This window comes from Nocardia sp. NPDC102475, assembly GCF_055584605.1.
In genome coordinates this window covers 243,719-251,749 of the sequence record NZ_JBVJLS010000014.1, presented here as the reverse complement: position 1 = coordinate 251,749, position 8,031 = coordinate 243,719, and the positions used below count along the sequence as shown (strand labels likewise).

Genomic DNA, 8,031 nt, shown 5'->3' with positions numbered 1-8,031 from the left:
CCTGCGCGCCGGTGATATCCGCGGGCGAGGAGATCCCCCGCGATATACAACTCACCAGCCACACCGACCGGAACCGGTTGCAACCGCTGGTCGAGGACCCATACCGAGACCCCACGGATCGGACCACCGATCGTGACGAGCTGTCCGGCTGCCAACGGCGAGATCAGCGTCGCGGCGATGGTTGTTTCAGTTGGACCATACTCATTGAGCACCACGCGGTCGATGCCCCAGCGCTCGACCAGTTCGGTGCCGTAGTCCTCGCCGCCGACCATCAGATACTTCAGATCCGGTAGTGGCCAACGGGTGTGGTCGATCGTGGACAGCACCGAAGGTGAGACGAGAACGTGGCTGACCTGCTCGCGGTCGAGCAGCGCGGCAAGTTCATCACCGCCGAAGACGTCCTTGGGTGCGATGACCATGGCCGCGCCGGCGGGCAAAGGCAGCAGCATCTCCAGTACCGACACGTCGAAGCTCGGTGACGCCAGATGCAACGTCCGGGAGCCGGGTTCGACGCCCATCGCAGCCCGATGTTCTGCGGCGCAGTTCGCGAGTCCGCGGTGGGTGACCGCGACACCCTTGGGTAGTCCGGTTGATCCGGAGGTGTAGATGACGTAGGCGATATCGTCGATCCGCAACGGACGAACCCGGTCGTGGTCGGTGACGGGCCGACCGTCCGTGGTCGGCTGGTCGTCGGAAGTGCCGGGGTTGTCCGATATCAACCAGTCCGTGCTGTCGGGTAACTGTGCGCGGACAGATGTCACGGTCAAACCGATTGCTGCTTTCGAATCGGTCATCATGTGGGTGATGCGTTCGGTGGGGTGGGTCGGGTCGATCGGCAGGAAGGCGGCTCCCGTTTTGGTGACCGCCCATGCCGCGAGCACGGAGTCCGCGGAGCGTGGGATTCCGATCGCGACGATGTCTTCTGGTCCGATGCCGTGTTGGATGAGTTGTCGCGCCAACCGGTTGGAACGTTCGTCCAACTGTCGGTAACTCAACTGTTGTCCGTCGCACACGATCGCGGTGGCGTCGGGATCGAGCGCGGCTGCCGCCGTCAGCAGGTCGGGCAACGTGGTGGGCGGAGCCGACGGGACACCGGAGCGGGTCAGCAGATCAGCTCGCTCAGCGGGTTCGAGTACGTCGATCGACCCGACAGGCACACTCGGATCGGTGGCAATCGACTCCAGAATCCGAATCCACCGACGGACAACAGAATCGACGGTCGCGGCATCGAACAGGCCGAGGGCGTAGGTGACCGCTATCGTCGCGGCGCCGCTGTCCTGGTCGGCCGACAGGAGAAACTGCAGGTCGAAGCGGGATGCTGCAGCTGGCAGATCGACCGCCGACAGTTCGGGATCCGGCTCCACATCCCGCACCGCCAACATCACCTGGCACACCGGATGCCGGGACCGCTGCGGAACGAGTTCATCCAGCACCTGCTCGAACGGAATATCGGCATGTTCGAAGGCGTCCAGATCGGCTTGTTCGACGCGGCCGAGCAGGTCGGCGCACGATTCATCGAGATAGATCTCGGTCCGTAGCACCGGAGTATCGACGCCATCGTCGAGCGCGCCGCCACCGTGCGCGGTGATCGGTGTGCCGATCGGAATGTCGGTGGTACCGCTCAGCCGGGCGAGCAGAACCGCCAGCGTGCCATGGATCGCGGTGAACAGTGACCAGTTGTGCTGCCGCGCGTACCGTTCCAACGCGGGAACCAGATCGGCACGCAATGGGTACCGTGCGGTGGCGGTGCGATTCGACGGCACCTCCGGCCGCGGCCGATCGAATGGCAGGTGAAGATCCTCGGGAAGATCCGCGAGCGCGGCTTGCCAGAACGCCAGATTCTCTTGGCGACGCTTGATCAGGGCGCCATCACGGATGCTGGCGGGGTGAATCTGCTCGAGCGCGGCGTCCGGATCGGCCGCGAACACATCGAGGAACTCCCCGAATCTGGTGCAGTGTGCCGACAGTTCGGCGTCGGTATAGAGGTTGGGATTGGCGAGGAAGTGCAGGATCGTGCGCGGCGGGTCCCCGGTTTGATACAGGTCGATCAGCAAATCGTCGACCGGCCCCGAGCTGAGGATATGGAACTCCCCGCTCATCGATCCGAACCGGATCTCCTGGTGGAAGAACATGACATTCACTACCGGGCCCGCGAAACGTCGCTGTCCGCCGTGGTATCCGGCAGCTGCACGGATATCGGTGAGGCCGCACCGCTGGTGCCGCAATGCCCCGACCAGATCGGACTGCACCCGCCGCGTCGATGTCGCCGCGGTATCGCCCGGACCCAGCGCGAGCGGAAGGGGTGCGACATTGACGAACATCCCGCCGGACCGCCGCAGTACGGCGTTGGTGCGGCCCGAAACAGGGATGTTGACCATGACCTCGTCGCGGCCCGTCATCCGGGCCAAGTAGCAGCCGAATGCGGCGATCACCACCGCGGCCGGGCTCGCGTTCAGCGCTTTCGCGGAATCACCGATCCGCTGTACCGTCTCCGGCGAAACTTCGGCGGTTGCGACCGTACTGTCCGCGCGGGCAGGTGCGTGCCCGGCGACGAGACTGGACTCGTCCGGCGCATCGGCGAGTCTGTTCAGCCAGTATTCCTTGTCGTCGGCGAATCGCTTCGACTCCCGATAGCTGCGGTCGGCCTCGAAGAGCGTGCGTAGGTCCGCCGCTTGGTTCGGCTCCGGTGGCCGTCCCTGCACCGCCGCTGTGTACAGCGCGGCGATGCGGTTCACGATCAGCACTCCGGCGTAGCCGTCCATCGCGACGTGGTGGATTTTGAGGTACAGCAGGTAATGATGGTCCCCGACCTGCACAATCGCCGATCCGAGCAACCGGTCCCGTGTCATGTCGAGCGGTCTGGTGTACTCCCGACGCATCCACTCCAAGCCCGCCGCAACAGGATCCGGCTCGCCGCGCACATCGATCAACCGCCCCGTCGTATGCAGCAACGGGTCGAACAACTGGTACGGCTCGCCGTCCACCTCTACCAGCCGCAGGTAGCCCGACTGGAACTCCTGGCCGGCTCGTATCGAGACTTCGCGCAGTAGCTCGACATCGAGATCGCCACGCAACTCGATATATTGTGCCTCGCATATCGGCACATCCGGACTCAATTTCTGCGCCAGCCACAACCCACGCTGCCCAGCGGACAACGGTATCTGCGCTATTGCTGACACGTCCGGCTCGGTTACTCCGCTCGACCCCCGGTCGGGGTGAAGCTGTGGTCGCAGAACGGTCATTGAACTTTCCTCTAACCCCGACCACGGCCAGTCTAAGCCGAATCATTCGCCGATGTATACCCACATTCCGGAATCTGCACCGTGAAATTTTCACCCGATTCGCAGTGGCGACCTGCGGATCTCCCGACTCTGCTTCGAGAGGCATGGCACATCGGCAGGCGGAATGCAACGTGTTGCAACACAGGGACCTTCGCCCCCGGATTCCATGACCAAATACTCTAAACGCCGATAATACACGTGATGTATAAACCTGCCGAATTGCAATACAAAGATGGCAAATCTATATAAATTCAATTCTATTGTTAACACACGACAGCCGCATTGCGATCTTCGCTTTTTCGCCGAATTGGCGAATCGGTTTCGAAGGGATATTCCATCACATCGATGCCGGACGCCGCGAGTTCGCTGCGCCGCGCATCGCGGCGGGGTGCCGGCGCCGACCACGATCCGGTGGCCACCCGCGGTCGCCACTGCCTGTCCGCATCAAAGCAGGTCAGCGACATCTACCTGGACTTTTACCGGCCGCCGGACGATTCTGCTACAGTCTCGGACGTACCCTTCGGGGTCTGCCGATGTAGTTCAATGGTAGAACTTCTGCTTCCCAAGCAGACAGCGCGGGTTCGATTCCCGTCATCGGCTCGGACAAGGCTCCCGGCAAGTTGCCGGGAGCCTTTTCTTATGCGCCACTATCGCCAAAACCCTTCTCCACCAGCAGTTTCAGCCGCAGCCCCGTAGTACCGGAGTGTCAGTGCGGGATAGCTCGACGGAGGGATGTGGGTGGGCAGGCGACGAGGCGACGATCGGCATCATGGTCTTCCGCCGCACTATGTTCAGCGCCGCCATCGTGGCCGCGCTGGTACCGGCCGCCCTGGTCGCCTGCACTTCCGCATCGAGTCCGACACCGACGCTGAATTGGCAACCCTGCCAGGAGAATGCCGAATACGACTGTGCGACAGTCACTGTGCCGATCGATTGGGCCGATCGCGATGGTGCGACGATCGATATCGCCGTGATCCGGGACAAGGCCGACGATCCGGCGCGGAAGCTGGGGACGCTGGTCGCGCTACCCGGCGGCCCCGGGTCCTCCGGGGTGGACGACATCCTGAAAGGCGGGAAGTTCTCGCCGGAGCTGCGGGCGCGATTCGACATCATCAGCCTCGATCCGCGAGGGGTGCGGCGTAGTCACCCACTGCGCTGCGACGGCGGACTTGCCGCGCACCGGCCGAATATGGTGCCCGACCTCGGTGGTCGACTCGATGAAATTCGCTCCTATGCAAGAGATTTCGCAGCGAGTTGCCGCGAACATACCGGCCCGCTCGTCGACCATCTGGATGCCGTCAGCGTCGCGCGCGATGTGGAAGCTCTGCGGGCTGCGCTCGGAGTCGATCGGTTCAGCGTCTACAGCCGGTCGTACGGGACCATGTTCGCGCAGGCGTATGCGGAACTGTTCCCGCAGCGGCTGCGCGCATTGCTGATGGACAGCGTTGACGATCACAGCCTCGACGGCCGCGGCTTCTTCGCCACCGAAGCACGCGGTGGCCAAGACGCTTTCGACGAATTCGCGGCGTGGTGCGATCGCGACCGGACATGTGCGCTGCACGGTACCGATGTGCACCGGATCTACGGCGACCTCTTCGACAGGGCCGCACAGGGAACGCTGCACGACTCGGCCGATCCGAACCGGGCAATCGGCCCGATCGATCTGAGTATCGAAGTGACACAACGGCTTTACCGCCCCGATTGGTCTGGTTTGACCGCCGCCCTACAGGCATTGGCCGCTCAACCGGCGACCCCGGTGCAATCCGCCGCAGTCCAGCGATCAGGCCGACCCGCGGCAACGCCGGAGGCCATCGTGTGTGCCGATTGGAAATTCGATATCGCCGATCAGGACGACTGGATCAGGCAATGGCACGAACAGAACGCCGCCACCCCGACGCTGCGTGCCCATTTCGCCTGGGCCGCAGGCACTCTCTGCTCGACCTGGCCGACCGCTCCGCAGAATCCCCCACACCGCCCGAGGATCGACGGCGCCCCACCGATTCTCGTCATCAATGGCCGCCACGACCCGGCCATCCCGTACGAATGGGCAACTCGGGTAGCCGCCCAGATCCCCGACTCCACCCTGCTCACCTACGACGGCTGGGGCCACGGGATCTACGACCGCACGCCCTGCACGACGAATGCAGCCGACCGCTATCTCATCGACCTGGTCATTCCGGCGCCATCGACGCACTGCGCGGCCGCCTGACCAGTCGGCCGAACGCGCCCCGAACCCAACGGGTCCGGGGCGCGTAAAGGCTGATCAACCCGCTATTTCGAGCGGCATTCGGTGAAGATCTTGGTGTTGGCCTCGCGGGCCTTGTCGGCATCGGACTGGCTCATACCGAAGTTGTTGGCGTCGGCGGCCTTGGCGTCGTATTCGCCGCTGACCATCTTGCGCAGGCCCTCCTGCGAAATGCCTTGGTCCACATAGAGCTTGGCGGCGCAGTCGGCCAGGTTCTTGTCCTTGAGCCCCTTGTCCTGGAGCGACTTGGCGAGGTCCGCTTGGGTTACCGCGGGCTGGTCCGCGGCCTTGTCGTTTCCGCACGCCGCCAGTACCGGCAGCGCGACGAGCGCTGCGGCGATCAGGAAGGTCCGCACCTGATTCCTCTTCTCGATTCAGTCTGTATCTATGGCCACCGCGTGGCGCCGCAACGATAATGCCGTACGACGCCCAGCGGTAGCCGAGCGATCGGCTTCCCAATCGAAAAGTGGTTTAAAGGTCCATGGCCGCGCGCAATGCGGTATCCAACCGATCCAGCGCATCCGCTTCCATCTCATCGATGGGCTCGGCCAGCCAGCCGCGATAGATGCGACCGATATTCCCGGCATGCACCCAACCGTGCCGCTCGACGGGCACGGCCAGAATGTCCTGCGGATCCTCGTCGACGATCTCGGCGGCGATCAGCCACTGCCTCGGTGATTCATTGATGCCATCGCTGCTGATGAGCACGACGGTACGGCGCCGCGGCGAACCGTGTGGGTGATAGAGCCACAGTTCACCCCTGCGCACGCATCGCCTCCTCGGCGGCGGCGAGCTCCGCTTCGTCCGCCGCGGCCAGGGCCGTCACATCGGGTACCGGACCGACACCGGTCCGCACCGCCTCGCGACGCGCTGCTTTCGATATCCACGCCGATGGCGACATCCCCGCGCGGGCCGCCGCCTGTTCGGCGAAGGCCCAGGACGCCGCGTCCAGCGAAAGGGTGACCTTACGCGTTGCCATACCATTTATCGTACCGCCGTTTCGGCCGACTGCCAGCGGAAATCCGGTCCGGTCGTGGCCGGAAATCTCGGTCCGGCGGCTGCGAATCGCTGTACGGTCACAGATATGACGACGTTGAACCACCACCGGGTGGGCGCGGGGGAACCGCTGGTCCTGGTGCACGGCGTAGGCAGCCGCTGGCAGGTGTGGGAGCCCATCATCGGCACTCTCGCCGAATCCTTCGACGTCATCGCCGTCGATCTGCCCGGCTTCGCGGGGTCCGCGCCGATCGAGCACACCACCGTCGACACCCTCACCGAAGCGCTCGCCGATTTCCTGCGCGATCAGGGCATCGAGCGCCCGCACCTGGCGGGCAATTCGATGGGTGGACTCATCAGCCTGAACCTCGGCGCACGGGGTGCGGCCCGCTCGGTCACGGCCTTTTCGCCGATCGGATTCTGGGACACCCCCGGCCGCGTGTGGTGCCAACAGTCGCTCGGCAGATCCCGCCAACTCGCCCGGGTGCTGCGCCGGTGGCTGCCCGATGTGCTCGGCACCGCCGCGGGCCGCACCACATTCCTGACGTTGATCTTCGGCAAGCCGTGGGCGCTGGATCCACAGGTGGCCATCGACACCGCCGCCGACGCGGCCGACGCACCCGGTTTCGAGCCCGCCCTCGCCTCCTTCACCGATGCGGAATTGCACGAAATCGGTGCGCTGGCCGACATTCCCGTCACCATCGCCTGGGGCAACCGGGATATCCTGCTGACCTACGCCACCCAGAGCAGGAAGGCACGCGCCGTGCTGCCCAATGCCCGCCACGTCACGCTGCACGGCAGCGGCCACACCCCGTTCTTCGACGATCCGGCCGGCTGCGCGCAGGTTCTGCTCGACACCATCAGCCCACATCCCTGACCGCTCGCGTCAACGTTGCCGGATCCGCCTCGCCGAGCAGGATCCGGACCGCATTTCCCCAGCGGTGCCGCAGGATTCGGTTCCGGTCCAGATCGCCGGTGAGCAGCACACGCATGGCGAGACCGGTCATGATCTCGATGGTGAATTCGGTAATGGTCGGCACGCGCGGATCGTCCGGGAATTCCTGACGGAAGATGTCGCGAATGCTGTTGTGCATCAGGTCGAACAGTCGATACTCCAGCGGCAGGAAGGCCGCGAGCAGTTCCGGATCGGTGCGCGCGGCGACCCACATCTCCAGCGCCGCCCAGAACGACGGTCCGGTGAACATGCGCATGGTCAGCTCGACCGCCGTTTCGAGGCGATCGGCATCGGCCGGGATCGCCTCGAATTCCCTTGTCAGCTGGGCGAATCGACGCTCGGCCAGATGCTCTACGGCACCGGCGAGAAGGTCTGCCTTGGTCGGGAAGTGATGTTGCAGTGTGCCGCGCGGAACCCCGGCCCGTTTCTGCACCTCGAGCGTGGTGGTACCCGCGTAGCCGACCTCGACCAGACCCTCCACCGCGGCGTCCAGGAGCCGCGTGCGCATGCGCGAGCGCCGCTGCGCCTGCGTCTCCCGGACGCGTTCGGGCATC

Annotated in this window: 7 protein-coding genes and 1 tRNA gene; 3 read left to right on the top strand and 5 right to left on the bottom strand. The window is 64.6% G+C overall.

Translation table 11 applies throughout. From position 1 onward, the window contains the following. A partial coding sequence (locus ACZ60G_RS25605) for a non-ribosomal peptide synthetase (RefSeq protein ID WP_465812933.1) occupies positions 1-3,179 on the bottom strand: 3,179 nt, incomplete at its 3' end. A 631-nt stretch (positions 3,180-3,810) separates the two neighbouring features. On the opposite strand from ACZ60G_RS25605, the gene ACZ60G_RS25600 reads away from it, so the two are divergent. Together ACZ60G_RS25600 and ACZ60G_RS25595 are read left to right on the top strand one after the other, a co-directional pair. Beyond that, positions 3,811-3,881, top strand: a tRNA-Gly gene (locus tag ACZ60G_RS25600). Positions 3,882-3,990: 109 nt separating this feature from the next. Beyond that, positions 3,991-5,490, top strand: a complete 1,500-nt coding sequence (locus ACZ60G_RS25595; protein WP_465812931.1) for an alpha/beta hydrolase — start codon at positions 3,991-3,993, stop codon at positions 5,488-5,490. 62 nt (positions 5,491-5,552) lie between these two features. On the opposite strand, the gene ACZ60G_RS25590 is transcribed toward ACZ60G_RS25595, so the two are convergent. The 3 genes from ACZ60G_RS25590 to ACZ60G_RS25580 all read right to left on the bottom strand — a co-directional run bounded on the left by ACZ60G_RS25590 (position 5,553) and on the right by ACZ60G_RS25580 (position 6,505). Next, positions 5,553-5,882, bottom strand: coding sequence for a hypothetical protein (locus tag ACZ60G_RS25590; RefSeq protein WP_465812929.1), 330 nt, complete (start codon positions 5,880-5,882; stop codon positions 5,553-5,555). A 115-nt stretch (positions 5,883-5,997) separates the two neighbouring features. Beyond that, the gene (locus tag ACZ60G_RS25585; protein WP_063046441.1) at positions 5,998-6,294 is read right to left on the bottom strand and encodes a hypothetical protein; all 297 of its coding nucleotides are present in this window, start codon (positions 6,292-6,294) and stop codon (positions 5,998-6,000) included. Further along, entirely contained in the window at positions 6,281-6,505 is a 225-nt protein-coding gene (locus tag ACZ60G_RS25580) for a hypothetical protein (RefSeq protein ID WP_063046440.1), read from the bottom strand. Before ACZ60G_RS25580 ends, ACZ60G_RS25585 begins: the two co-directional genes overlap by 14 nt. 105 nt (positions 6,506-6,610) lie before the next feature. On the opposite strand from ACZ60G_RS25580, the gene ACZ60G_RS25575 reads away from it, so the two are divergent. Then, complete coding sequence (locus tag ACZ60G_RS25575; protein ID WP_465812926.1) at positions 6,611-7,399, top strand: alpha/beta fold hydrolase; 789 nt, start codon at positions 6,611-6,613, stop codon at positions 7,397-7,399. Here the strand turns inward: ACZ60G_RS25575 and ACZ60G_RS25570 are convergent. Further along, positions 7,383-8,030, bottom strand: a complete 648-nt coding sequence (locus ACZ60G_RS25570; protein ID WP_465812924.1) for a TetR/AcrR family transcriptional regulator — start codon at positions 8,028-8,030, stop codon at positions 7,383-7,385. The two genes, ACZ60G_RS25575 and ACZ60G_RS25570, sit on opposite strands and share 17 nt — an antisense overlap. Position 8,031 lies beyond the last annotated feature (1 nt).